The organism is Deinococcus yavapaiensis KR-236 (assembly GCF_003217515.1).
In the GTDB taxonomy this organism is placed as follows: domain Bacteria; phylum Deinococcota; class Deinococci; order Deinococcales; family Deinococcaceae; genus Deinococcus_A; species Deinococcus_A yavapaiensis.
In genome coordinates, this window is the sequence record NZ_QJSX01000003.1 from 309,932 (window position 1) to 334,012 (window position 24,081).

Below are 24,081 nucleotides of genomic sequence, written 5' to 3' on the forward strand. Positions count from 1 at the left end.
GAAGCCCTGAAGAAAGATCTTCGGGACGCCCCCGCCCACTTCCACTCGCGCCGACCTCGCTCGGCCGAGGCCGCCCCCTCTCGCTTCCCGGAGGCTTCATGACTCACCCTCGCCCGCCCGGCCTGCCCTTCATCTTCGTGACCCTCGTGATCGACATGATCGGCCTCGGCGTCGTCATTCCCGTCGTGCCCGCCCTCGTCGCGAAGCTCGCGGACCACACGGTCGATCCCGCCCGCGCCCTCGGGTGGCTCGTCGCGTCCTTCGCGCTCGCGCAACTCCTCGCCGCGCCCACCCTCGGCGCGCTGTCCGACCGCTTCGGACGCCGCCCGATCCTGCTCGTCGGCACGCTCCTCACCGCGGCCTCCTACGCTCTCGCGTCGCTCGCTCCCACCCTCGGCTGGCTCTTCCTCGCCCGAGCGCTCGGCGGCATCGGCGGGGCCACGGTCGGCGTCGCCCACGCCTACGTCGCCGACGTGTCCACGCCCGCGACCCGCGCGCGCAACTTCGGCCTCGCGGGCGCCGCCTTCGGCCTCGGCCTCATCGTCGGTCCCGCGCTCGGCGGTCTGCTCGGCGGGCGAGACTTGCACCTGCCCTTCGTCGTGTCCGCCTCGCTCGCCCTCGTGAACTTCCTGTACGGCCTGCTCGTCCTTCCCGAATCGCGCCGCGCCGTGGACGCGCCCCTCGATCCGCGCGCCTTCGTGCCCTTGCGCGCCCTCGGCGTCCTCGGACGCTTCCCGGGTCTCGCCGCCCTCGCCGCCGTGTGCGTCCTGGCCTTCCTCTCGCAGCAATTCCTGACGAGCACCTGGGTGCTGCACGGCACCGTCCGCTACGGCTGGACGCCCGAGGCCAACGGCTTGTCGCTCACACTCGCCGGACTGCTCGGCGTCTTCGTGCAAGTCGCGCTGCTGCCGCGCGTCCTGGAGCGCCTCGGCAACGAGCGCACCTTGATTCTCGGCATCGTCCTCGGCGCCAGTGGAAGCGTCTTGTACGGCTTCGCCGCCCAAGGCTGGATGCTGTTCGCCGTCATGCCGCTCGCCGCGCTCGGCGGGTTGGGAATGCCTCCCTTGCAAGCGCTCGTCGCCGGACGGGCCTCGCCCGAAGCGCAAGGCGCGGTGCAAGGCGCCCTAGGCGGCTTGAACTCTCTGTGCGCTATCGTCGGCCCGCTCGCCGCCACGACCCTCTTCTCGCGCTTCGCCGCACCGAACGCCGCCCTGTCCGTGCCCGGCATCGCCTTTTTCATCACCGGCGCCCTTCTGTTCGCGAGCCTCGCCGTGTACCTCGCGACCGCCCGCCGCACGACTCCCGAGCCGAGCCCGGCATGAATCGACAAAAGAAGAGGCGTCCGTACGAAGGACGCCTCTTCTTTCTTCATCGTTGCAGCGCGCCTCGCGGAGTTCCACGCGAGCGCGAGAACGACTCGGACGGACCGCTCGAGCCAGCGTTTCTCACGGCATCGCGACGAGGGTGAGTTCCAGCCCCGAGGCTGGAGCCGTGACGGCTTGCCCGCCGCTGTCCGCTCCGAACATGCCGATGAGGTCGCCCGGGTTGACCTCGCCGTCGCCGTTCATGTCCTTCCACGCGACCAAGCTGTACGCGACCCCCGCCTGCAAGCCCTCGATCTCGTACCGAGCGCTTCGTCCCGACGTCGTGATGGTCGTCTCGCCCGCCATGGTCTCGTCGCATTCGCCGTTCTTCTCGACGCACGCCAAGACCACGGTGCCCTTGAGGTCGACGTCGGCGCGCAAGGTACCGGAGATCGACGAGGACGGTACGCTTTGGGTCGCCGTGCTTCGAGCGGGCGGAAGCTGGGCTTGCGTGCTCTGGGTCGGCGCGCTTTGGCTCGCCGCGCGACCGGGGCGCATCGAGCGCACCTCTAGGAACATGCTCGGTCTGACGGCGTAGTAATCCTTCGTGAAGCCGCCCGTGTAGCTCATGCCCCATTCGAACTGCTCGAATCCGCCGATGCGACGTCGAATTTCGAGGGGCTGACCGTTCAGCGTCGCCGTGACTTTGTACGTGCCCCACATGACGTTCCCGATGACCGGACCTCCACCGCTGGGAAGCGGCGTCGCCGAACGCGGTTTGGGCGTCGTGCCGTCGGCGAGCTTGCCGACCGGCGTGAGGGTCACGACGACTTTCGTGGGGTCCACGTCGTATTCGCCGACCGTGCGCTCCACGTACACCAGCCCGAGGTTCCCGAACGGGTCGTCGCGCGTGGTGGGCTTGGGTTTGTAGACGAAGTTGCGCACCCCGCCCACGCCGCCGGGCACGACGTCGGGATTTTCCGGTACGAGGTCGACGGTCGCCGAGTAGCCGTCGTGCGAGAGAGAGAGGTACGCGAAGACCTTGAAGGTGACGGGGGCTTTGCGAACGTCGATTTTGTAGCGGCCTTGCGCGTCGGTGCGCGCCTTGAGGTTGCTGTCATACGCCAGCGTGTTGTCCGCGACGATCTCCACGTTCGGAATGGGCTTTCCCTGCTCGTCCGTCACGACGCCCGTGATGTACCCGGGTTGTGCGGTCGCCGAGGTCGTCGCGGCGGACGGCGCGGTCGTGGAGGCGGGCGCGGCGAGGGTGGCCGCGCTCAGGGCGGTCGTCAGGACCAGGAGGGTGATGAGGCGGAGTTTGTTCACGTCGTTCTCCTTGAGCAACTTCTCCGAGTTGCTTCGTTCGTGCCTCGAAGGTACGCGGAGGACGATGGCTGGCCGGTGTTGCCGGGTGATCACGTCTCGAAGGGCGTCGGCACCATGGTGCGATGCCGCGCCCACCTTGAGTTGTGCCGCTCGGAACGCGCCAGACGAGTTCGAAGTCGAGCCGTCGAGGACCGAGGTGAGGATCAGCCGCCGAAGGTCCGCGCGGGAAGGCCCCGTACGCCCACGGAGACGCGAAACAACGCGCCCGCGAGCGGGTCGTCTCCGGCTTTCAAGCCTTCACGAGACGTCGTGACGTACAACTCCGTGAGGAACTCTCCACCGAAAGTGCACGCCGTGACTTGCCGAGCGGGCACCTCGATCACCTCGTCGAGTTTCCCGCTCGGCGTGTACCGCCGCACTTCCCCTTCGCCGAACAAGGCGATCCACACGCCGCCCTCCGCGTCCACCGTGAGGCCGTCGGGGAACTTGCCGGGCACCTCGACGAACGTCCGGCGTCCGACGAGGCCACGCGTGAAGTCGTAGTCGAAGACGTCTACGCGGTTGGTGGGAGTGTCGTTGTAGTACGCCCGCGTTCCGTCGGGCGACCACTCCAGCCCGTTCGAGATCGTCACGCCTTCGTGCACGACGCTTCCCTTGCCGTCCGCGTCGAGGCGGTACAGCGTTCCCGCTCCGGCACGCTGATCGTACGCCATGGTGCCACAGTAGAACCGGCCGTGAGGATCGCATCCCCCGTCGTTCATGCGAATCCCCGCGTCGTCCCAAAGGTCTGGAAGATGCGTCAAGGTGCCGTCGGCGTCTTCCAAAGTGAAGCCGCGTTCCACGGCGATGACCGCGCCTCCGCCTCTCCGGGGCCTCAGGGCGGCGGCGACGCGTCCCACGTTTTGCCGTGCGACCGTCCCGTCGGGCCGAAGCGTCAGCACGTCTCCGGCGAGCATGTCCACGCATCGCAGACCGCCCCAACTCGGCCACCACACCGGTCCTTCTCCGTGGAACATCACGGGATCGCTGATCTGTTCGGCTCTCACCTTGGCGTTCGCCTCCTTACTTCGCGCGTTCCACGAGCGTCAGGATCGAGTACGTCGCCACGAGTTGGTCGTGCTGGTTGGTGATGTCCACCGCCCACTCCACGACGCCCGTGTGCGGCTCGCCCGGCTTCGGGTCCTTCGCGGTCTTGCTCTTCACGGTGAGGCGCGCCCGGATGGTGTCGCCGATGCCGACGGGTTCGACGAAGCGCAAGTCTTCGAGGCCGTAGTTCGCGAGGACCGGTCCGGGCGCGGGGCTCACGAACAAGCCCGCCGCCGCCGAGATCAGGAAGTACCCGTGCGCGACGCGCTTGCCGAAGATGGGGGACTCTTTGGCGGCGATGTCGTCGACGTGCGCGTAGAAGTAGTCGCCCGTGACGTTGGCGAAGTTCACGATGTCCGCCTCGGTGACCGTGCGGCGATGCGTGAGGAGCGAGTCGCCGACCCGAAGCTCGTCGAAGTTTTTGCGGAAGGGATGCACGACGTCCTCCACGACCGACGCGCCGCGCACGTACTCGCCCGTGAGGACCATCATCGTCGTTGGGTCGGCTTGCACGGCCGTGCGCTGCATGTAGTGCGTCACGGCGCGCAGTCCTCCGAGTTCCTCGCCGCCGCCCGCGCGACCCGGACCGCCGTGCACGAGGGTCGGCAGGGGAGAGCCGTGCCCGGTGCTTTCCTTCGCGTCGTCACGGTTGAGGATCAGCACGCGTCCGTGCGCGCTCGCCATGCCGAAGAACAACGTCTTCGCCTCCGCCCGGTCGTACGTGACGATGCTGCCGACGAGACTGCCCGCGCCCATTCGCGCGAGCTTCACCGCGTCTTGCAGGGTGTCGTACGGCATGAGCGTCGCCACGGGCCCGAAGGCTTCGAGTTCGTGCGGTCCCTTCGCGCTCAGAGGCTCGTCGCACACGAGCAGGGTCGGCGCCATGAACCCGCCCTTCTCGAAGTCGCCTCCGAGAATCTCGGGGCGTTCGTGCCCGATGACGACGCGCGCCTCACGGCTGAGTTCCTGCACGACCTGCACGGTGCCGTCGCGCTGCGTGGCGCTCACGAGCGGGCCCATGCGCACGTCGTCGCGGCTGGGATCGCCCAGCGTCACCTTCGACAGCCTCGCGCGAATCGCTTCGACGACGTCGTCCACGCGCTCTCTCGGAAGGATCGCGCGGCGAATGGCGGTGCACTTCTGGCCCGCCTTCGCCGTCATCTCGGTCACGACTTCGCGCACGAACAAGTCGAACTCGGGTTCGTCCGGTCGCACGCTCCGACCGAGGATGATGCAGTTGAGAGAGTCGGCCTCGGTGTTGAAGGGAATGGAGCGCGCGACGATGTTCGGATGAGTCTTGAGCTTCGCCGCCGTCGCCGCCGAACCCGTGAAGGTCACGACGTCCTGCTCGCGCAAGTGATCGAAGAGGTCGCCGGTCGAACCGCAGATGAGTTGCAGCGAACCTTCGGGCAAGATGCCCGACTCGACGATGGCCTGCACGACCGCCTCGGTGAGGAAGGCCGTCTGTGACGCGGGCTTCACGATGGCGGGCATCCCGGCGACGAAGTTCGGCGCGAACTTCTCCAGCATCCCCCACACGGGGAAGTTGTACGCGTTGATGTGAAGCGCGACGCCTTCGCGCGGCGTGAGAACGTGCCGTCCGTAGAAGGTGCCGCCCTTGCCGAGCGGATTGACGTCGTCCTCCACGACGAAGGTCTCGTTCGGCAACTCTCGGCGCACGAGGCTGGAGTAACTGAACAAGGTGCCGATGCCGCCGTCGATGTCGATGACGGCGTCGCGCCGCGTCGTTCCCGTCTTGAACGACAACTCGTAGAAGGCTTCCTTGCGCTCCGTGAGGTACACGGCGAGCGAGCGCAGCATCGCGGCGCGCTCGTGGAAGGTGAATTCTCGCAGGATCGCGCCTCGCTCGCGGGCGTAGGCGAGCGTGCCCGCGAAGTCCACGCCGCCGCTTCCGACCGTGGCGACGGGCTGGCCGTACACGGCGTCCACGATCACCGTGCCGTTCGGGTCGGTGACCCACTGGCCTCGCACGTAGCTTCCGAGCGCGCGCACTTCCGTCGTCATGCTGGTCATTCCGAGTCCTCCTGAAGGCTGCCTAACATTCGTTAGGCCACTGTAGCGCGCGCGCTGTGACGGGTCAACGATCCAAACGACTGGAAGGCCGTCGACTCCGTGAAGGCGGTCCTTGCGCGGAACGCTCGGCATCGGCGACCTCTCCTCCTCGTCGGGGGATCCACCAAGTCGAGGAGGGGCACGCTCGACGCTCCGAGAGTCACGGCACTGACCACTTGACCTTCGAGTTACGCGAAGCTCTACGGTGAGGTCGCCCCGTGCTCGTCGTTTCCGCGTCCGCAGGGCGGCGCCCGGCCGAATCGGCCTCGGCGCTCGTGCCGCACCGCCTACGTTCCAGTTCACTCAGCGCTCCGGCCAGGAGGTCACGATGTTCGACTCGAAGTTGCCCGTTCGCCTTTGCGCCGCTGCAACACTCGTCCTCGCCCTGGGCGGCCCTGCCATCCAGGCGCGCTCAAGCTTGAACGTCGGTTTTTCCCAAGCAGACGTGACGACATGGCGATGGTCGGAAACGACCAGCTTGCAACGCGAAGCCGAACGACGCGGGTACCGCTGGACGACCCTCAACGCGAAAGGCGATGCGCGACAGCAGGCGAAGGACGTGCGAGACTTGCTCGCTCGGCACATCGACGTGCTGTTCGTCGCGCCCCTGAATGCCGACGTGTTGAAGCCCGTCCTCGCTCAAGCGCGCTCACAGCGAGTCCCCGTGATCCTGCTCGACACCCTGGTCGACGCCGACATCCTCAAACCGGGTCGGGACTACTCGAGCCTCGTGACCCCCGACTTCGAGGCGGAGGGTCGCGTACTGGGCGAGTGGTTGATTCGCGAGATGCACGGCAAGGCGCACATTCTCGAAGTTCTCGACGATTCGATGCGTCCGGTGACGCGCCTGTACCGACAAGGATTTCGCAATGCCTTGAAAGCGGCGCCCGGGATGAAAATCGTATTGACGAAGTCAGGGCTCCTGCTCGACGAGGTGAGCAAGTTCAACGCCGTGGCCGCCGTTCTTCGGCAGCATCCGGAGATCGACGCCGCGTTCGGCGCGCCTGAGTGGAATGGCGTCGGATTGGCCTACGCGCAAATAGCCGGAGGTCAGCTGCCGGGCAAAGGAATCACCGTGGTCACCATGGGCGGCGAGAAGCACAACTTGCGAGACGTCATAGAGGGTCTGCTCGGCGCGGTCGCGGAAGAAACTCCTAATCTCGGGCCGGCGGCGTTCAAAGTGCTCGACGATCTCAACGCCCGCCGACCCGTCGCTTCCTGGATCAAGGTCACGGGTCGGGTGTACGATCGACGAAACGCAGAGCAACTTCTCGACGACGCATGGTAGCGCCAGTCCGCGGCCTGCTCGAAGGCTGACCGCGCCGAACCGACAGCATGGAGGATCGCATGGGAAGCAAGGAAACGGCGGGAGCGCTCTACAGCATCGGCCGATTCGCACTTCTGAGCCGCATGAGCGCGACGACGTTGCGCTTCTACGACGCGCAAGGCATCTTGAAACCCACCGCCGTGGACGACAAGACCGGCTACCGCTACTACACGGCCGACCAGCTGCCGTTCGCCCGAAGTCTCCACCGACTGCGCCAAGCACAGCTGCCTTTGGACGCCTTGCGTGAATTCACGTACGCACCCACGGAAGAGTGCGTGCGCCGCTTGCACGGCGAGCAACTTCAGCAACTTCGGCACGACTTGGACGACTTGAACGCCCGACTTCGCGTCTTGGAACGTCGCCTCGCGTACCCTTGGCACGAGCAGGCATACCAAGTGACTGTGGAGCGCCATTCGTCGGCTCCCTTCGTCTTCTTGCCTCACCGAGTGACCCTCGCCCACATCGAGACGGCGCGAGAACAGGCTTTCGAGCACGTCCAGGCACACTTGGCACGTCACGATGTGCAGCCCGCCAGCCCGCCTGTTTGCTTCTTTCCGCCACGCCCGACGGACTCGGCGGAACAACGACGCCACGACCTCGAGAAGATCCGCACCGTGTACGCTGGCTTCGAAGTGAACGAGATCGTGCCGAGCCATGGGCGGATTCTCGCGGGCTTCACGCCGGGAGGAACGTGGTACGTGACGCGGCACCGAGGCCTGCACGATTACCTGGGGTGCATGGGCCCCATGGACTACTTCATGAGCGAGCGGCTTCGAACGGACGGCGTCGAGCTTCGACGAGGACACGGCGACTTCCTCGTGGCCGAGGTGTACACGCGCGGCCCATGGGATACCGACGAGTTGGGCACTCTCGAGACGACCGTGCGCTGGCTGATTCGAGGCGAGACGGCAGGCTCGCTGCGACAGAACGAATCGGTGCCCATCCTCACCTGGGACAAGCAGCGCGGATTCGTCGTCGGTTCGTGACCGAGATTCGGCGAAGCGAATGTGATGACGCGGTATAACCCCGCGTTCACCCTGGCTTCCCCAGCGCGTCATGCCGTGTTCGGGAAGCCGACAATCGAAATCGCCTCGGACTGCAAGAGCGCGCGAGGCACTCGCGAACTCGGTCGGGCACGCCGCCTTCGTGCAAATGGGCGGTCGCTCAACCGTCGAGCGCCTCCGTGAAGCCTTCGAAGGAAGCGCGAGTTCCGACATGACTCGATTTCCGTCCGCGACCGCGAGAGGCGCACCCCGCGGGGAGGGAATCGAGGGGTCGAGCGAACTACGTCATTCGACACACGCGGCGAGCACGTACGTCCTGTAGGTTGGCTTCAGAGGAGGTGACGCACGACATGAACGCCCTGCACCTCATGCAGCGACAACTTCCGGTCTTGTTCGACGTGGACGCCGACGGTCGACTCCGAACGGTCGCCGAGCCCGGCTACCTCGCGGGCGAGCGCGACCCCGCGCCACGCTTTTTCATGGGGCGCACGAGCGAAGGCAACGTGTGGCGTGTTCGTCACGACGTTCCCGACGACTTGGTGCGGACACTCGACGAGTTGTGCCTCGCCGAGCCCGCCACGTCGGACTTCACGAGGACGCCCGTGCGCGCGACCGCCGTGCGCGCGGTGTTGTCGTCGCACGCGCCCGTCACGGCCGAGGAACGTGGGCCCGCGTACTGGATTCCCGAAGATCCGCCGTTGCTCGGCGAGGCGGTGCTCGTGAACGACGACAATGCGCACCTGCTCGAAGCGCACTTTCCGAGGCGTCGCCACTCCCGGGCGGGCTTTCGCTTCGGTCCGGTCGTCGCGGCTCTCGAGGGCGGCGTGGCCGTGTCCTTGTGCTACTGCGCCCGCTTCGCGCCGGACGCGGCGGAAGCGGGCGTGGAGACGGTGGAGGCGGCGCGCGGCCGAGGAAACGCGAGCGCCGCCGTCGCCTTGTGGGCGAGGGCCGTGCGTGAAGGCGGGCGAACGCCGCTCTACAGCACGTCGTGGTCGAACGTCGCCTCGCAAGGCGTGGCCCGCAAGGTCGGCGCGGCGATGTACGGCGAGGATTGGTGGATCGATTGAACGCTCGGCTCGCCTCGAGCGACACCTCCACCCGTCCCGGCCCGAAATCGTGCCCTTCTTGGTGCGACTGCACTGTTACGCACCACGGGCGAGCCGCGAGAAGATACCTTCGCTTCAGGACATGGACACGAAGCGCGCCGCGAACGTCGCGATGGGCCTGCTCGGTGTCGGCGCGCTCGTCACGCCGCTTCACCCGCTGACCTGAAGCGCCTGACCGAACGGGCGCGCGAAAACGTGGCAGCATGATCCGCGTGATCGACGCGCCCTCGTCTTCGTCCCGCCCTCAGGCTCGTCCGCCCCGAACCCTCACCGCCGGATTGCTGCTCGTCATTCTCGCCGTCGCGTTCGAATCCATGGCCGTCTCGACCGTGCTGCCGCGTGTCGCTGCCGACCTGCGCGGCCTCGAATTGTACGGCTGGGCGTCGAGCGCGTTTCTGCTCGCGAGCTTGTTCGGCGCGGTCCTCGCCGGGTTCGTGACCGATCGGCGAGGCGTCGCCGTGTCCGCCGCGCTCGGCATCGGGGTGTTCGCGGTCGGGCTGAGCGTCGCGGGGGCGGCGCCGAGCATGACGGTGTTCGTCTTGAGCCGCTTCGTGCAAGGTCTCGGGGCGGGTGGATTGGGCGCCTTGCCGTTCGCGGTGATTCGCGCGCGTTACCCCGAGGAGGCGCGCGCGTCGATGCTCGCCGCCGTGTCGAGCGCGTGGCTGCTGCCCGCGCTCGTCGGACCGCTTCTCGCGAGTCTCGTGGCGGACGCTTGGTCGTGGCGGGCGGTGTTCTGGGGCCTCGCGCCGCTCGTGCTGCTCGTCGCGCCTTTGTGCGTCCTTCCGCTGCGAGAGGAACGCCCGACCGTGCCGACGTCACGAGCGTCGGCGGGCTTGCGGTTCGCCTTCGTGCTCGCTGCGTCCGCCGGGGCGCTCATCGAGGGCTTTCGCCGTGCAGACGGGCTGGGCGCGGTCTTGATGTTGCTCGGCGGCGGCGGCGTGGTCTGGTCGGTTCGCGTCCTCTTTCCGCGCGGCATGTGGCGCTTGCTGCCCGGCCTTCCGGCGGCGCTCGTGACGCGCGGCTTCGCAGCGTTCGCGGTGCTGGGGGCGAGCAGCTTCCTTCCGCTCGCGCTCAACGAACTGCGCGGCCTGACGCTGACGCAAGCGGGATGGCTGCTCAGCGTCGGAGGCGTCACGTGGAGCGCGGGGTCGTTCGTGCAGTCGCGTCTCGACGCGAGCGCCGTGGAAGCGTCGCGGATCGGGCGCGTCCGGTTGGGGATGGCGGGCGTCACGGTCGGTCTCGCCTTCACGGCGCTCGCGGTGTTCGGCGTGACGCCGCTTTGGACGGCGTACGCGGGGTGGGCATTGAGCGGCTTTTCGATGGGCGTGGGCTACAACGCGAACAGCTTGTTCGCGCTCGGCAGCGTGAACGAGCAGCAGGCGGGCCGCTTGTCGGGTCAACTCGCGAACATCGAGGTGCTCATGACGGCGATCGCGGCGGGGCTCGTCGGCGCGTTCATCGCCCGCGTGTCGCCGCTCGGGACGTCGTTCGTCCTCGCGTTCGCCGCGACGCTCGCCGCGTCCCTCATGACGTGGCTGGGCGCATCGCGGCTGCGGCGTTCTTCGTGACGTAGGGCTTGATTCAGTACAAGAATTCTCGAATGTCGTAACGCGCCGCCCGCACGAAAGGATGGGCGCGCTTCACGGCGTCTCGCAACACGTCGAACTGAAGCTCGCTCTCCGGTTCGCTCAACGGCTCGAGGCCGTCCGCGTCGGCACGTCGCGCGTACTCACCGCCGTCGTGCTGCACGAAGGGGGAGAGGTACACGAGGTCGCCGGGCGCGAGCGGCAACGCTTCGAGGAGGGCGAGGGTGTCGCGCACGTGCGCCTCGGCGAACGTCCTTCCACCGACGCCCAGCATCACGATGGGCGCGACGTTCAGGCCCGCCGCCTTCAACGTCGTCACGAGCTCGACCGACTCGGCTCGCCCGCCGGGCTTGTTCACCCACGCCAGCAGGGGATCGTGGCCCGTCTCCAAGCCGAGGTACACTCGCCTCAAGCCCGCCTCTCTCAACTCTGCCCACTGCTCCACGGTTTTGCGCTGTCCCGTGAACACGTCCACGAAGCCGTAGAAGTCTCGATTCGGAAACGTGCGCTTCGCGGCGTTCATCATCGGCAGGAGCTTGGCGTTGGCGACCATCAGGGCGTTGCCGTCGGCGAGGAAGAGGCTTCTTCGCAAGGTCGCGCCTTCGCCGAGGAAGTCGCGCACATCGGTGAGGTGCACTTCGAACGCGCCTTGCGTCTTCACGGTGAACGGGCGTCCCTCGTAGAAGGTGCAGAAGGTGCACTTGTTCCACGAGCAGCCCAAGGTGGCTTGCAGAACGACGCTGAAGTACTGGTCGGGCGGGAGGATGCCGACGGGCGCGTACGCGCGGGCGAACTTGGCTCGTTCGGCGAGGAGGCGGTCGGGCGTCCACGCCACCGTCCGCTCGAGGAGCGTTTTTTGAAGAGGCTCGTCGAGGGCTCGCGCCACGAAGGTTCGAACCCGTTCGAACATGTCCGCCGCCTCGTGATCGTCGAGCGCCCACCGCTCGCGCCGCCCGTGCGCCGCTCGCCGCGCGAGGACGCGCGAGTCGAGCGAGCGCTTGTAGAGCGTGCCGTCCTCGAACCACGTCAGCATTCGCCCCTCGGCGTCGCAGCTCAGCACGAATCGTCCGCCTCGACTGAGCGTGAACGAGGCACCTTGGGGCTGGAGGCGGTAAGCGTCGGATATGGACGTCGTCATAAGAGGTCGCTCGAAGGATGATCGCACAGTCGCGCGAGGGTGCTTCGCCCGTGGACTTCCAGGATACCGAGGAACGCGGTCATCCGGGCGTTCTTGAGCTCGTCAAACCACGGGCTCGAGTTTTTCGCGGTGTGAGGCGTCTTACCGAAGGAATCTACGCCACGGCGGAGAGCCGCTTCTCCAGGGCGTCGAAAAAGCTGTTGTATCCCTCTCGCGTCCGTTCGAGGTGCTCGTCGCTGAAGCCGTGGCGCGGCTGGGTGAAGGTCATCTCGGTGCCCCCCGCCACCTCTCGAAGCACCACGACCACCGGCTCGATTTCAGGTGTGGTCGGGTCGTCGGTCAAGGTGAACGCGAGGCGGCCAGGAGGATCCACTTCGGTGTACTTTCCGCCCCACTGGATTTCGTGACCGCCGGGAAGTCGCATGGTGGCGCGCCACGTTCCGCCGACGCGGACGTCCATCGAAACCGAGTCGAGCGGCACCTCCACGGCCTCGGTGCCGAACCAGGCGGCGAAGTCCTCGGGCGTCGTCCACATCGCGTAGACGCGCTCGCGGGAAGCGTTGAATGTGCGGGTGATCGTCAGTCCGTCGAACATGAGGTCTCCTGTGTTTCGAGTGCCGTTAGAATTCGGTGTCCTGCGGGTTGTCTCGTATGGCGAGCAAGCGGTCGTCGAGGCCGTCGAAGCGGTCGTTCCAGAAGCGGCGGTAAGGCTCCATCCACTCGGCGGCCTCGCGCAGGGGGTCGGCGGCGAGGCGGCATGGGCGCCACTGAGCGTCGCGGCCCCGCGTGATGAGCCCGGCCTGTTCCAAGACCTTGAGGTGGCGCGAAATGGCGGGAAGGCTGAAGTCGAAGGGCTCGGCGAGTTCGGTCACGGTGGCTTGGCCGAGTCGGAGGCGGGCGAGGATGGCGCGCCGCGTCGGGTCGGCGAGGGCGGCGAAGGTTTCGCTCAGCGGGTCGGGCCTCGGCACTTCAACTCCTTGTTAATTAACATATATGTAAAGTACGCCTGTGACAGAACGAAGTCAATCCCGTTTGGTCGGCAGGTGATCTATAGCCGCTACGAGTGGGCGCACCATCACACAAGGTCAGCGTCTCGATTTCCCTCCCGTAGGCATCCCGTCGAAACGACGCACGCTCCTCTCTGCCCTCCTGCAGAGGGCATCAGCGCCGCGAGCGCTCGCCAGGAGATGCTGTAAGGAGGCCCCGAGGAGCGTCGAGGCCGAGGCGAAAGTAGCTGCTTTCCCTGTCCCCGTGCTTTTTGTGCTTGGTCCCGCACCGTTCGAGTGCCGGGGAGCACCACATGGTTCTTGTGGGTGTAGAGCACGACGCTTCGCGCTTGGATCATCGCGAGGACGGCGAGGCGGCGGGCATCCCGAACAGTATGTCCCAGACGCTCTATTCTTCGTTTTGTAGATATAGGGAGGAGCTCGCGTTGTCCTATAGAGCCGCGCGCCTTCGTTCGGCACGTGTCGAGGATGACGGAGCCGCTGAACGACGCTAATCTCGCGCACGCCCTCGACCGCCACACGATGCTCGAATCCACCGGCATCGGCGTTTTGAAATGTCGCCACGAGTTCCTGCCCAGCTTGCCGCCCTTCCTCGGCGTTCGATCGATGGACGGGGCATGTTCGCAAGCACGTGGAACCTCGTCGAGCGCGAGAAGCACCCGCTCATCCACCTCGAAACACCGCGAAGGGCGGGAGGTCGCTCCGCCCTTCGCGCCCACGAAACTCAGTGCAAGCCGAACAGGCCGCGCTGCTGTGGATGCACGAGATCCGCGTACTCGAGGTGGCGCTGCATGTAAGCAGCCACGAACGGACACATCGGAATGACCATCATGCTTCGCTCTCGAATGTCGTCGAGGGCGAACTTCACGAGGGTGCTGCCCACCCCCTGCCCTTCCATCGCCTCGGGCACTTCCGTGTGCGTCAGCATGAGGGCGTTTCCGACCGGGCGATACTCGATGTAGGCAGTGCCTTGGGGCAAGGCGGCCTCGTAGCGTTTACCTTCGGTGTTGTCGATGACGTGAAGCGTCGTTTCGCTCATGCGCCATCTTGACACTCAGCGAGGAGGTGTGGAGCTCTGAAGCACACGTTTGAGAACGTCCGGGCGGTCCGTCATGATGCCGTTCACTCCGAGGCCGACGAGACGCCGCATCTCGACCTCGTCGTTGATCGTCCACACTTGCACCGAGACGTTCTTGCGAATCGCTTCGCGTACGAGGCGCTTCGTCACGACCGGGATGCCGCCCGCCGAGACGGGAACTTGCAACGACTCCCCGGCGGGCCGCGCGAGACCCGCCAAGTTCACGAGACTGAGGAAGACGATCGGACGCACCTCGCTTTCCGTCATGCTCGTGAGGACGTCCGGGCAGGCGGCACGGAATTCCTTCAAAGCGCTGTCCTTGAACGACGCGACGATGACCTTGTCCGTCATGCGATGTTGCTTCAAGGTCTCGCACAACTTCGCCGCGATGGGCGGGTCGTCCTGCTTGATCTCGACGGTCATCGGCATGTTCGGAAAAGCCGTGAAGAGCTCGTCGAGCGTCGCGACCGTCACGCCCTTGCCGCGAAACGGAAAAGTCTTCCCACCGTCGCTCGTCCACTGATAGCCCGCGTCGAGCGCCTTGAGTTGCGCGAGCGTCATGTCCTTCACGAGACCGCGCCCGTTCGTCGTGCGGTTCACCGAGGCGTCGTGAATGGTGACGAGGACGCCGTCCTTCGTCGCGTGAATGTCCGTCTCCAGCATGTCGGCACCCAAGCTGACGGCGTTCGAGAAAGCCAGCATGGTGTTGCTCGGCCACAACCCTTCGCCCCCCTGATGGGCGATGTTCCATACCTTGCCGCGCCGTGCGAACTCGTTGGCGCGCACGCTGCCTCCCGCGTTGAGTGCCGACGCTACGAATACCCCGCCCGCGAGGACCATCAAGCCCCCGAGGACCCACCACCGCTTTCTCATGGGCTCAGTCTACGTGTGATTTCGTGACCTTTGACAGACTTCAGAGCCCGTGCTACTATCACTTCCGCTGGGAGGCAGACCTCCAAGCGACTGAGTTCGGCGCCGTAGCCAAGTGGTAAGGCGAAGGTCTGCAAAACCTTTATGCACCGGTTCGAATCCGGTCGGCGCCTCCAAGCAGTACCCCCACAGACTCGTAGCTCAGGGGTAGAGCACTACCTTGACACGGTAGGGGTCAGCGGTTCAAATCCGCTCGAGTCTACCAAGCAAAGCCCGTCCTAGACGGGCTTTTCTTCTATTGGTACAGGCAATCCAGCTTGCGTCGTGCCTCCATGCGCTACGCATGCGCTATAGCTGTTTAAACCTCCTTAAATTGCATGCTTTCCAGTTGCTCCCCTCTTTCTCGATTTGTTCTGCTTACTTGGACTTGTTAGTTCAATGGAGGGCGAGCCAAGTCAGCATCAATGTGCATCCCCCTCGAAGGGGGATGCAAGCTATTGGCAACGTTGTAAGTTAGAGAGGCGATGTGGCGCCCTCGACGCTTGACCCGACCGCAACTCGAAGAACGCCGCCTGGCCGCCGTTCCCATGCTCGAAGCCCGACGCCCCCTACCTGAAATCGCTGCTGAACTCGGCGTGCACCGTCACACCGTCGAGAAGTGGTCCATGAAATACAACCACGGCGGTCCCGACGCCCTCAAGCGCACCGTGTCCAGCGGCCGTCCTCCGCGACTCACCCCCGAGCAAGAACAACAATTGCTCGACGCGCTCGCCTTGGGCTGCGCGCATCACGGCTTCCCGGCCGAGCAGTGGACGATGAAACGCGTGTGCGTCGTCGTCGAGCGTCTGTTCGGCGTCAAGTACCACGTCGACGGCCTTCGACCCAAGATGCGCGCCTTGGGTCTGACCCCGCAGAAACCTACCAAGCGTGCGATCGAACGCGACGACGAGCAGATCGAGACCTTCGCAAAAGAAACGCTGCCGGAGATCAAAAAAAGTCGCTCTTGAGGGCGGCACGCTCGTCTTCGTCGACGAGACGGGCAGCAGCCTCAAGAGCACGTGGGCACCGAGAGGCAAGACGCCGATCATCAAGACGCACCTCAAGTGGCACAGCCTGTCCATCATCGGGGCGATCACGTCGGATGGGCGCGTGTTTCAGAACACGTACCCGCATGCGATTCGAGCCGTGCAAGTCGTGGCGTTCTTGGAGCATCTGCTGTTCTTCGTGCCAGGGCCGATCACGGTGATCTTGGACCGTGCGGGCATTCATCGAGCGAAGGTGGTGCAAGCATTCGTGGTGGCGCAGCCTCGTCTTCGGGTGGTGTACTTGCCGCCGTATGCCCCAGAGCTGAACCCGGTGGAGTTGCTGTGGGCGTACGTCAAGCGGAACGTGCTGGCGAACTTCGTGGCGAAGGACTTGCAGGACCTCAAGCGGCGGTGGACGCAGGGCTTCGCGTTGGTGCGTCGTCGAAACCTCGTGCCTGCCTTCTTCCAGCATGCGCCCGCCTAACTTCCACCGTTATCAATAAGAGGGTGTTTGAATGCGTTCAGGACGCATTTCTCTCGTTTGCGAGTCGAGCAAGCATCAAGCGGACCATTGCCGCGTACATCAATGCCTCGCCTGTTTCCGGTAAGCGCTCGTAGTCCTTCGCCAATCGGCGATTTCTCGAAGTCCAGGCGAAGGTCCGCTCCACCACCCATCGTCTCGGAATGACCTTGAAGTCTCGAAAGCCCCGGAAGGTCTTGATCTGCTCGAGCGTCAATTCCTGCCCTTCTGGCAACCAATATGCGCGGATATTGGCATCCGAGCGCTGCACCACCTCTACGGTCCAGTGCAGCGTTTGCTTGACCCACTCGACCCACTTGCCCTTGTACCCACCATCCACGAATAGATGTGACAACCGGACGAAGAGCGGCTTGGCGAGCGGAAGTAAGAGTTCACCGCCAAGTCGGTCCGTGACGTTGGCCGCCAGGATCTTGACCTTCAAGAGCAGCCCTTGCGTGTCGACAAGCATGTGGCGCTTACGGCCCTTGATTTTCTTCCCGCCGTCGTAGCCTCGCACGCCGCCTTGCTCGGTGGTTTTTACGGTTTGGCTGTCGAGGATACAAGCCGAGGGCTGTGCAAGCCGACCTGCCGCTTCTCGAACTTGCTCGCGAAGTTGCGCGTTGAGCGCTTCCCACAGCCCGGAGATGCGCCAGACACGGAAGTAGTAGAAAACGGTTTGCCAGGGCGGGTAGTGGTCAGGTAAGTACCGCCAGGCGCAACCGGTGCGCAAGGAATAGAAGATGCCGTCAAGGATGAGGCGCAAGGACCACTTACGTGGTCGTCCGGGGTGTTCTGGGAGGGGAAGGAGGGGTGCGAGGATGACCCACTCGGCGTCCGTGAGGTCGCTAGGGTAGCGTGTCATAAACGATGGTACGGTGCTTTTACATCGTCCAGCACAGCCTTTTCAAACACCCTCTAAAGCCATGGAGCATCTCGTTCGCGGGCCTTCTCGATGCAGCGGGTCGACAAGAGGCGTCAACGCATCGGCTGGAATCTCGTACTGCCGTATGTTTCCGACAGCCTGAAGCGTGCCGAGCGTTGCGTTGAGTACGCGCTTTGGCAACACTTATATGTAATACAGCGAGTTCAAGCGGAGGATGTTGCCCTCTGCTCATGCAAAGCAGCACGTACGGTCCCAAGCGCTTTTACGAGCGCGTCGACGTGTTGCTGCTCGTGATCTGCCATCACTTGAAGACGCCATCGCGAGGCGTTCTTTGCAACGGCAGGGTACTCCACGAGATTCACGAGGAAGCCTAGGCTCACCACTTCTCGGGTCATCAGGCGGGCTTGCGCTGGTGAACCCAAGACAACCGGCACGATCGCGCTAGGTTCACCCATCACTTCGAAGCCAGATGAGGTCAACGCCTCCCTCAAGTGCAGACTGTTGTGCATCAAGCGCTCACGACGCTCGTGGCCTTCATCGCTTTGCACCACGTCGAGCGCTGCAAGCACACACGCCGCTTGAACGGGTGACAGCGCGTTTGTGAAGGTCAACGGTCCGCAGTTGTACCGCAACGCCAGCTTGAGGGCCTTGTGATTCGTTGCGACGAAGCCGCCGTTCGATGCGAAGGTTTTCGAGAAGCTGCCCATCACAACGTCCACCTCGCCGAGCATGTCTTGCAACTCCAACACACCGCCACCATGCGTTCCTAGGCAGCCGAGGTCGTGGGCGACGTCGACGACCAAAGTCGCGCCGTGCTGCCGTGCGAGCGCTTGAAACGCTTTCACGTTCGGTACGGTGCTGTCCATGCTGAACACGCCTTCCGTCACCAACAGGATACCAGCGTCCGGATGCTGCGATCGAACGTGTTCCAGCACTCTCGCAGCTTCCTCGAAACTGTTGTTCGAGAACAAGTGCACATTCTTCGTTGCTGCGCGCGCGCCTTCCTGCAAACACGCGTGTGCGATCGCGTCCATCACCACGTGATCTTGCGGCGACACGAGCGTCCGAACGACGCCGTATCCGGCGCCCCAGCCAGTCGGGAAAACCGTGCAGTCCGTAACCCTCAAATGCTGTGCAAGACGGCGCTCAAGTATTTGCGTGAGGTGCGTTCCCCCCATCAACGCGGCGGACCCCGCGCTGTGCACGCCGTACAAATCGACGGCAGTCTTCGCTGCTTCGAGCACGTGAGGATGCGCGGACAAGCTCAAGTAATCTTGAGACGCGAAGTTGATGGCTGGCCCTCCACCAAGCAGGTCACCGCGTCGGTTGTAAGCCTCGGTGATCGGCGCGATTCGGCTGGCCGTGTACTTCGAGTACGGCTCCACACCGAAGTCCGAGCGAGCTTCAAGCCACTCGTAATGCTCGGTCCAGCGCTCCAACAGATCACGTCCCGTCGTGCGGCGGTAAGACGCGACACTTCCACTCAGCGCGCGGTCTTGCGTTCCTTCGTCAATGGTCATGTTGACACCTCCTGTGTATCGTTCGAGTCGTCGTGCGGTCGACCAGGGATGCTCTCCCATCACTCGGAAAGTGCGCCGGCACCGCGAACGCTCATGCCCGTTTGCTCACCAAGCCGTACACGATGTTCTGCTGTACGTCTATAAAAGGGATGCCTACGATGCGAAGGCAGAGAGAAACGACCTTCGTTCAACGGAAAAGCTGCCCGAGTTGTTCGACCCCTTCCGTGCGGCACGAGCTTCCTATCGAACTGTGCTTATGTTTTCATTGAAGCCGTCAAAGGACCGTCAATTTATGAGCATGCAGACATATCTGGCGCACTCATAAATTGACGTAGGACTACAGGAGGCATTACTGCTGCAGCTCCTACTTGATAGAAGCAGCGCCGTCGCTCGGGCTCGACCTTACACCCAGCTGCTTTAGAGCAAGGACTGTTGATCGTTGCGCCCAAGTTCTTCGAAATGGACATGCCATGCGCTAGCAGTTTCCCGTCTTGCCTCAAGCCAGGCAATGCGTAACGATTTCCTCAAGCGTCATTATGGAAGTGTCACGCTGCTCCTTCGAAGAGTTCACGTGTCGATAGGTGCGTTCAAGTACCGTTCGTGTTCGCTCCTTGACATGCTGTTTCGCGAGCGGTGATTTGCTAAGAAATGTGGCCAGATCAACAGCCGTCGCATCGCCACGCGCGTCAAGTGCTTCCGCCAAGTAAGGCAGTAGCCATACCAGCAGCATAATGTTCTCGCTGCGCCAACACCCGAGCAGCGCCTCGCGCATGTTTTGAAGCGCTCCATCCGCATCACCCGCGTGCAGTTGCAAGCGTGCCAGCACCATGATGGTCAAATTGAGCGCGAATGGCTCCCCCGTGTGACGCGCCACGACCTCCGCTTCACGCGCCGCGTCGGCCGCGTCGCTCAAGTCTTGCGCTCGTTCGAAGCGCAAGCCACGTTCCAAGAACGCCCACGCGCGCAAGGCGTGCATAATCGTGCGTTGACCGGTCATGCCCGTGTCCGCTGCCACGTCGAGGCCTTCTTGCCATAACGACAGCGCGGACTCGTAGCGCCCTTGCAGCAAGTGCACGGCGCCCTCGTTCGTCAGGAACCATACGACGTCCATGCCGTCGGCAACGTCATCGTTCGTTCGCAACGCTTCCGCGTGCGAGGCGGCGGACGCCGCGCGTTCAAAGTCATCGGACATCCCGGCGGCCATCATCAAGTTGTTCAACGCGCGAAACAAGCGGTACGGATCCTCCTGCCTTTGTGCGAGGCGAACTGCGTCCTCCAACGCCACGGCCGCTTCTTCGGACCGCCCCGATCGGTACAACGCCTGCCCGAGACCATCAAGCGCGCGTTGTAACGCCTCGTCGTTACCAAGCGTTCTTGCCAAACGCACGGCGTCTTCGTACATACAGACGGATGCCTTCAAGCTTCCTACGAACAGCAGCAGCCACGCGTAACTTGACATGACAGCCAACCGCGCCGATTTTGCGTCCGCTTCGTCTTCGGGCAGCGCGTCGAGTAGGCGCTGCGCGAGCCGCAACGCGAACGTGAAGCCGTTCGGTCCGGTCGACGCCGGGAAGTGCCACAGTAGCGGCTCGGCGAGCGCTGCGAGCGCCGCATACTGCCGCGCTTCCTGCAAGTAGGTCAGGAGCGCGAGCAAGTTCGCTTCCTCGGTCCGCACGAACGTCAGCAACTCCGGTGAGGCCGCCCCACCGATCGACATGCGCTCATTGCGCAGCGCGCCGAGAAAGTACGAGGCGTGCGCGGCGAGGACGACGTCGCGCTCCTCCAGTTGCTCGTCGAGGTGCGCCCGCGCGTACTCGCGCACGAGCGGGTGAAATGCGTACCGCTGCGCGCCGTCGAAATTCACGAGGGCTTTGCTTGTGAGTTGCGCGAGCACTTCTGGCGTGGCCTCTGCCACTTGACGGGCGGCCTCCAACGAGAAGCCGCCGTGGAAGACGGACAAGCGCGCGAGCACACGACGTTCCTCTTCTTGTAGGAAGCGCCATGACACGTCGAAGGACGTCCGGAGGCTTCCGTGTCGACTGGGCGCGTCCCGCAAGGGGTGGGAGAGCGACAACGGGTCGCGTTCCAGTTCCTGCACGATGAACGCGAGCGGCCACGTGCTCGTCCACGCAGCGGCGAGTTCAATGCCAAGCGGCAAGCCTTCGACGAGTTCGCATGCGCGTCGCACGAGCGTCCACGATTCCTCGGAAGGCGTGAAGTCGAAGCGCGCGCTTTTCGCGCGGTCCACGAAGAGACGCACCGCGTCCGCTTGTTGAACCACGTCGAGAGGCGTGAACTCGTTCGGTACGGCCAGGGAGAGCAGCGGCACGACCGTTTCCGCTTTGAGGCTTAAGCGCTCGCGGGACGTCACGAGGACGCGCACGTGTGGGCAACGACCGAGCAGATCGTCGATGATCCACGCTTCACTCGTGAGATGCTCGAAATTGTCGAGGATTAAGAGCACATGGGCGTGCCCGATAACGCTGGCAAGCTCCTCGAGACCGTTGTCAACGCTCATCACGGTGCGGCCGAGGGCGGCAGCCATCCGGACTGGAAGGTCGACGGCACTCTGCAGGGTTTCCACGGGAACGAACGCGACGAACTCGAACGAGCCTTCGTCCGCGAGGACGTGACCGACTGTGCGCGCAAGGCGGGTTTTGCCGAGCCCGCCCGGGCCGTGCAGCGTCACGAGGCGCGCGTGCTGCAACGCGGCGCGCACAGTTGCTCGCTCTGCGTCGCGGCCGATGAAGTTCGTACGCTCGAACTCCAAGTTGCTGCGCGTCCTCGCGGAAAAGGTAGGGGATGGGAGTTCCGGAAGGGGAGGCAAGGTGGGCGGCACGCTGAGTTCTTGGGTGAAGCGTTCGGTGAACGCAACGGCGGCTTGCTGGGCATCGTTGACGCGACCCACGTGAACGAGCACGTTGAGGAGCAACGCCATGTTGGGTTCGGACAACGGGTCGAGGTCCACGTTATGCCGAGCGAGGCGAATCGCGTCCTCGAAGCGCTCTTGACGGAGAAGGTGACGGGTGAGTTCCTCGACGCGCGATCGAAAGCGTGACAAGAGGCGTGCGTTCCAGTCGTTCACCCAGTCGTCCCATTCGACGCTGTCGTGGACGCGTAACCCGTGGAGAAAGGGCCCTCGCCACAACGTCAGCAACTCGTGCTCGTCGGCGGCGTCCAGTTGATGCGCGTCAACCTCAAAGTACGTGCCTTGGAGGGCGACGTGTTCACGGTCGACGTGAAGGAGGTGCGCGTGCTCTCCCAATGCGCCGCGGAGCTTGATGAGGCTGGCACGTAAACTTTGCAAAGCGAGGGAGCGCGAGCGGGGCCACAGCAAGTGCGCGAGTTCTTCTCGTGACCGAGGTCCGTCAAGAGCGAGGATGATTAGCAGCGCGAGCGCTTTACGGGACGTAACGTGAATAGGGGGGTGCGCTTGCACGACTGGTGGGCCGAGAACGAACAGGTTCACCGATGACATGCTGGGAAAAGCGTGGCATGAAACGGAAAAACGAGCTGCACATTTGACTTGTGGTTGCTCCGCACTGTAAGCGGGGTAGAAATCCAAGAGACCGTCTGAGAAGGGGCTCAGTCATCCAAGCGGCGCACGAGAAGGCGAGTGGAAGCTATTGACATCGGTTGAAGTGAAGCGGGAGCCGACCGCATACTTGCTCCGCGATAACAGCAGCCTCAGTCTCCTGCCGCCCGCGTAACTTCTGCGGTTATCAATAACTCGGGCGCTTCCTCTTCGGTGTTCGGTTCGTTTCAATGCTCATCCCCCTTCGAGAGGGATGCAAGAGAGCAGCGTGATGGAAGTGTGCGTTTGTTCGTCTTGTTTCAATGCTCATCCCCCTTCGAGGGGGATGCAAGCAGCAACATGAGCCTCGACGAGCGCATCCAGCAGTTTCAATGCTCATCCCCCTCGAAGGGGATGCAAGTACAACGGTCGGATGACCTTCGAGGTAACCCATGACGTTTCAATGCTCATCTCCCTCGAAGGGGGATGCAAGTCTTTGATGCCGGCGATACTTTGCGCGGCGCCGAGGTTTCAATGCTCATCCCCCCTCGAAGGGGGATGCAAGGTCTTGACGGGGAAAATCTTGTTGTAATTGAAGCCGTTTCAATGCTCATCCCCCTCGAAGGGGGATGCAAGGGGGAGCGGGTCGCGGACGCAGCGTTCCTGCGCTTGTTTCAATGCTCATCCCCTCGAAGGGGGATGCAAGGAAGCCCAGCCCGCACGCGATGGCGAAGTGCTTGTTTCAATGCTCATCCCCCTCGAAGGGGGATGCAAGAACGCCTCGCCGCGCAGCAGACCCTGCTCGCCGTGGTTTCAATGCTCATCCCCCTCGAAGGGGGATGCAAGGCCGGGGTTGGTCCCCACACTTCTTCCATGTGGTTGTTTCAATGCTCATCCCCCTCGAAGGGGGATGCAAGGGGGAGCGGGTCGCGGACGCAGCGTTCCTGCGCTTGTTTCAATGCTCATCCCCTCGAAGGGGGATGCAAGGAAGCCCAGCCCGCACGCGATGGCGAAGTGCTTGTTTCAATGCTCATCCCCCTCGAAGGGGGATGCAAGCGGCGTCGCGGCATGTGGGTGCACTTGGGTCGCGTGTTTCAATGCTCATCCCCCTCGAAGGGGGATGCAAGTCCACCGACGCCCCGTCGTACCCTTGCTCGTCGAAGTTTCAATGCTCATCCCCCTCGAAGGGGGATGCAAGTGAGCGAGGGCCTCGTGCCGAGCGGCGTGGACATCGTTTCAATGCTCATCCCCCTCGAAGGGGGATGCAAGGCGAGCGGGAAACTTAAGACAATCTGGACGCGTAATGTTTCAATGCTCATCCCCCTCGAAGGGGGATGCAAGCAGACGGCGCTCGGCGTGATCCTCGATAAGCTCCCGTTTCAATGCTCATCCCCCTCGAAGGGGGATGCAAGCGCCGTGCATCGCGCTTTGAACCTCCTCACCACGAAGTTTCAATGCTCATCCCCCTCGAAGGGGGATGCAAGTCTCCGCGTTGTCGTACGTCGACACGCTGCTGCAAGTTTCAATGCTCATCCCCCTCGAAGGGGGATGCAAGGCCGCTCGTACGATTCCTCGGACGGCTCCTCGAACGGTTTCAATGCTCATCCCCCTCGAAGGGGGATGCAAGGCTTTGGATGACGTGTTCGAGCGTGGCGAGGATGTGTTTCAATGCTCATCCCCCTCGAAGGGGGATGCAAGGGGGTCAACGAAAAAC

At 64.0% G+C, this 24,081-nt stretch carries 19 protein-coding genes, 2 tRNA genes, 1 pseudogene and 1 CRISPR repeat array; of the genes and pseudogenes, 10 read left to right on the forward strand and 12 right to left on the reverse strand.

The features are described from left to right. Positions 1-98 precede the first annotated feature (98 nt). Complete coding sequence (locus tag DES52_RS05635; protein WP_110885789.1) at positions 99-1,322, forward strand: MFS transporter; 1,224 nt, start codon at positions 99-101, stop codon at positions 1,320-1,322. A 123-nt stretch (positions 1,323-1,445) separates the two neighbouring features. Here the strand turns inward: DES52_RS05635 and DES52_RS05640 are convergent, their stop codons facing one another. The 3 genes from DES52_RS05640 to paaZ all read right to left on the reverse strand — a co-directional run bounded on the left by DES52_RS05640 (position 1,446) and on the right by paaZ (position 5,750). Beyond that, positions 1,446-2,630, reverse strand: coding sequence for a carboxypeptidase-like regulatory domain-containing protein (locus DES52_RS05640; protein ID WP_170130904.1), 1,185 nt, complete (start codon positions 2,628-2,630; stop codon positions 1,446-1,448). Positions 2,631-2,833: 203 nt separating this feature from the next. Further along, entirely contained in the window at positions 2,834-3,676 is an 843-nt protein-coding gene (locus DES52_RS05645) for an SMP-30/gluconolactonase/LRE family protein (RefSeq protein WP_110885791.1), read from the reverse strand. 16 nt (positions 3,677-3,692) lie between these two features. Beyond that, positions 3,693-5,750, reverse strand: a complete 2,058-nt coding sequence (gene paaZ, locus DES52_RS05650) for a phenylacetic acid degradation bifunctional protein PaaZ (protein ID WP_110885792.1) — start codon at positions 5,748-5,750, stop codon at positions 3,693-3,695. A 367-nt stretch (positions 5,751-6,117) separates the two neighbouring features. On the opposite strand from paaZ, the gene DES52_RS05655 reads away from it, so the two are divergent. The 5 genes from DES52_RS05655 to DES52_RS05670 all read left to right on the forward strand — a co-directional run bounded on the left by DES52_RS05655 (position 6,118) and on the right by DES52_RS05670 (position 10,794). Beyond that, on the forward strand, positions 6,118-7,077 hold the full coding sequence (locus tag DES52_RS05655) for a substrate-binding domain-containing protein (protein ID WP_110885793.1): 960 nt from the start codon (positions 6,118-6,120) through the stop codon (positions 7,075-7,077). A gap of 59 nt (positions 7,078-7,136) precedes the next feature. After that, a complete protein-coding gene (locus tag DES52_RS05660; RefSeq protein WP_170130905.1) occupies positions 7,137-8,102 on the forward strand; it encodes a MerR family transcriptional regulator in 966 nt (321 codons plus the stop codon). Positions 8,103-8,470: 368 nt separating this feature from the next. Next, complete coding sequence (locus tag DES52_RS05665) at positions 8,471-9,187, forward strand: GNAT family protein (protein ID WP_110885795.1); 717 nt, start codon at positions 8,471-8,473, stop codon at positions 9,185-9,187. A 49-nt stretch (positions 9,188-9,236) separates the two neighbouring features. Further along, entirely contained in the window at positions 9,237-9,392 is a 156-nt protein-coding gene (locus DES52_RS22835; RefSeq protein WP_211317866.1) for a hypothetical protein, read from the forward strand. 37 nt (positions 9,393-9,429) lie between these two features. Next, a complete protein-coding gene (locus DES52_RS05670; protein ID WP_110885796.1) occupies positions 9,430-10,794 on the forward strand; it encodes an MFS transporter in 1,365 nt (454 codons plus the stop codon). Positions 10,795-10,807: 13 nt separating this feature from the next. Here DES52_RS05670 and DES52_RS05675 read toward each other — a convergent pair whose 3' ends face one another. From DES52_RS05675 to DES52_RS05695, 6 genes and pseudogenes are all read right to left on the reverse strand, one after another. Further along, positions 10,808-11,950 carry a radical SAM protein gene (locus DES52_RS05675; RefSeq protein ID WP_170130907.1) on the reverse strand — a complete coding sequence of 381 codons (1,143 nt, stop codon included), beginning with the start codon at positions 11,948-11,950 and terminating at the stop codon, positions 10,808-10,810. A 154-nt stretch (positions 11,951-12,104) separates the two neighbouring features. Then, complete coding sequence (locus tag DES52_RS05680; protein ID WP_110885797.1) at positions 12,105-12,545, reverse strand: SRPBCC family protein; 441 nt, start codon at positions 12,543-12,545, stop codon at positions 12,105-12,107. Between the two features lie 25 nt (positions 12,546-12,570). Then, positions 12,571-12,918, reverse strand: a complete 348-nt coding sequence (locus DES52_RS05685; RefSeq protein ID WP_110885798.1) for an ArsR/SmtB family transcription factor — start codon at positions 12,916-12,918, stop codon at positions 12,571-12,573. A gap of 296 nt (positions 12,919-13,214) precedes the next feature. Beyond that, positions 13,215-13,322 (reverse strand): annotated as a pseudogene (locus DES52_RS23690) (IS4 family transposase); the annotation flags it as partial. Between the two features lie 359 nt (positions 13,323-13,681). Then, a complete protein-coding gene (locus DES52_RS05690) occupies positions 13,682-13,996 on the reverse strand; it encodes a GNAT family N-acetyltransferase (protein ID WP_110885799.1) in 315 nt (104 codons plus the stop codon). Between the two features lie 15 nt (positions 13,997-14,011). Continuing rightward, entirely contained in the window at positions 14,012-14,908 is an 897-nt protein-coding gene (locus DES52_RS05695) for a glycerophosphodiester phosphodiesterase family protein (protein WP_245900735.1), read from the reverse strand. A 98-nt stretch (positions 14,909-15,006) separates the two neighbouring features. Between DES52_RS05695 and DES52_RS05700 the strand changes: the two genes are divergently transcribed. The 4 genes from DES52_RS05700 (at position 15,007) to DES52_RS05715 (ending at position 16,414) form a co-directional block, all read left to right on the forward strand. Further along, positions 15,007-15,081: transfer RNA gene (locus DES52_RS05700), tRNA-Cys, on the forward strand. A gap of 14 nt (positions 15,082-15,095) precedes the next feature. Further along, positions 15,096-15,170: transfer RNA gene (locus tag DES52_RS05705), tRNA-Val, on the forward strand. A gap of 277 nt (positions 15,171-15,447) precedes the next feature. Then, the gene (locus DES52_RS05710) at positions 15,448-15,912 is read left to right on the forward strand and encodes a winged helix-turn-helix domain-containing protein (RefSeq protein WP_170130908.1); all 465 of its coding nucleotides are present in this window, start codon (positions 15,448-15,450) and stop codon (positions 15,910-15,912) included. Beyond that, positions 15,833-16,414 (forward strand): IS630 family transposase, encoded by a 582-nt coding sequence (locus DES52_RS05715; RefSeq protein WP_110885802.1) that lies wholly within the window; start codon positions 15,833-15,835, stop codon positions 16,412-16,414. Before DES52_RS05710 ends, DES52_RS05715 begins: the two co-directional genes overlap by 80 nt. Before the next feature lie 37 nt (positions 16,415-16,451). On the opposite strand, the gene DES52_RS05720 is transcribed toward DES52_RS05715, so the two are convergent. From DES52_RS05720 to DES52_RS05730, 3 genes are all read right to left on the reverse strand, one after another. Beyond that, positions 16,452-17,312, reverse strand: coding sequence for an IS5 family transposase (locus DES52_RS05720; RefSeq protein WP_110885803.1), 861 nt, complete (start codon positions 17,310-17,312; stop codon positions 16,452-16,454). A gap of 224 nt (positions 17,313-17,536) precedes the next feature. Continuing rightward, positions 17,537-18,913 (reverse strand): aminotransferase class I/II-fold pyridoxal phosphate-dependent enzyme, encoded by a 1,377-nt coding sequence (locus tag DES52_RS05725; RefSeq protein WP_110885804.1) that lies wholly within the window; start codon positions 18,911-18,913, stop codon positions 17,537-17,539. A 436-nt stretch (positions 18,914-19,349) separates the two neighbouring features. Then, positions 19,350-22,322: an ATP-binding protein gene (locus DES52_RS05730; RefSeq protein WP_170130910.1), complete on the reverse strand. Its 2,973-nt coding sequence runs from the start codon at positions 22,320-22,322 to the stop codon at positions 19,350-19,352. A 1,065-nt stretch (positions 22,323-23,387) separates the two neighbouring features. Further along, a CRISPR array of direct repeats spans positions 23,388-24,065; the repeat unit is 36 nt; unit sequence GTTTCAATGCTCATCCCCCTCGAAGGGGGATGCAAG. The last annotated feature ends 16 nt before the right edge of the window (positions 24,066-24,081 follow it).